Source organism: Stutzerimonas stutzeri, from assembly GCF_024448895.1.
Taxonomy (GTDB): domain Bacteria; phylum Pseudomonadota; class Gammaproteobacteria; order Pseudomonadales; family Pseudomonadaceae; genus Stutzerimonas; species Stutzerimonas stutzeri_Q.
The window spans coordinates 1-887 of sequence record NZ_JAMOIC010000073.1; the positions used below are offsets into that span (position 1 = coordinate 1).

Annotated in this window: 1 protein-coding gene; it reads left to right on the plus strand. The window is 33.4% G+C overall.

Annotated features, from left to right (window positions below; genetic code table 11):
- Positions 1-151: 151 nt before the first annotated feature.
- Positions 152-826, plus strand: coding sequence for an IS6-like element IS257 family transposase (locus tag NA619_RS24990; RefSeq protein WP_001105987.1), 675 nt, complete (start codon positions 152-154; stop codon positions 824-826).
- Positions 827-887 lie beyond the last annotated feature (61 nt).

Below are 887 nucleotides of genomic sequence, written 5' to 3' on the forward strand. Positions count from 1 at the left end.
GCAAAATTATCCATCTATCTATAAGAAAATACAACTGAGAGCCCACTAGCAACATAACTAGTTCTAATTTTATGGAATAAAAGGAGAATACTTAAGGTTCTGTTGCAAAGTTGAATTTATAGTATAATTTTAACAAAAAGGAGTCTTCTGTATGAACTATTTCAGATATAAACAATTTAACAAGGATGTTATCACTGTAGCCGTTGGCTACTATCTAAGATATGCATTGAGTTATCGTGATATATCTGAAATATTAAGGGAACGTGGTGTAAACGTTCATCATTCAACGGTCTACCGTTGGGTTCAAGAATATGCCCCAATTTTGTATCAAATTTGGAAGAAAAAGCATAAAAAAGCTTATTACAAATGGCGTATTGATGAGACGTACATCAAAATAAAAGGAAAATGGAGCTATTTATATCGTGCCATTGATGCAGAGGGACATACATTAGATATTTGGTTGCGTAAGCAACGAGATAATCATTCAGCATATGCGTTTATCAAACGTCTCATTAAACAATTTGGTAAACCTCAAAAGGTAATTACAGATCAGGCACCTTCAACGAAGGTAGCAATGGCTAAAGTAATTAAAGCTTTTAAACTTAAACCTGACTGTCATTGTACATCGAAATATCTGAATAATCTCATTGAGCAAGATCACCGTCATATTAAAGTAAGAAAGACAAGGTATCAAAGTATCAATACAGCAAAGAATACTTTAAAAGGTATTGAATGTATTTACGCTCTATATAAAAAGAACCGCAGGTCTCTTCAGATCTACGGATTTTCGCCATGCCACGAAATTAGCATCATGCTAGCAAGTTAAGCGAACACTGACATGATAAATTAGTGGTTAGCTATATTTTTTTACTTTGCAACAGAACCTA

Coding starts and splice junctions, on each gene's coding strand:
- NA619_RS24990 (WP_001105987.1), top strand. CDS start 152: ATGAACTATTTCAGATATAAACAATTTAACAAGGATGTTATCACTGTA.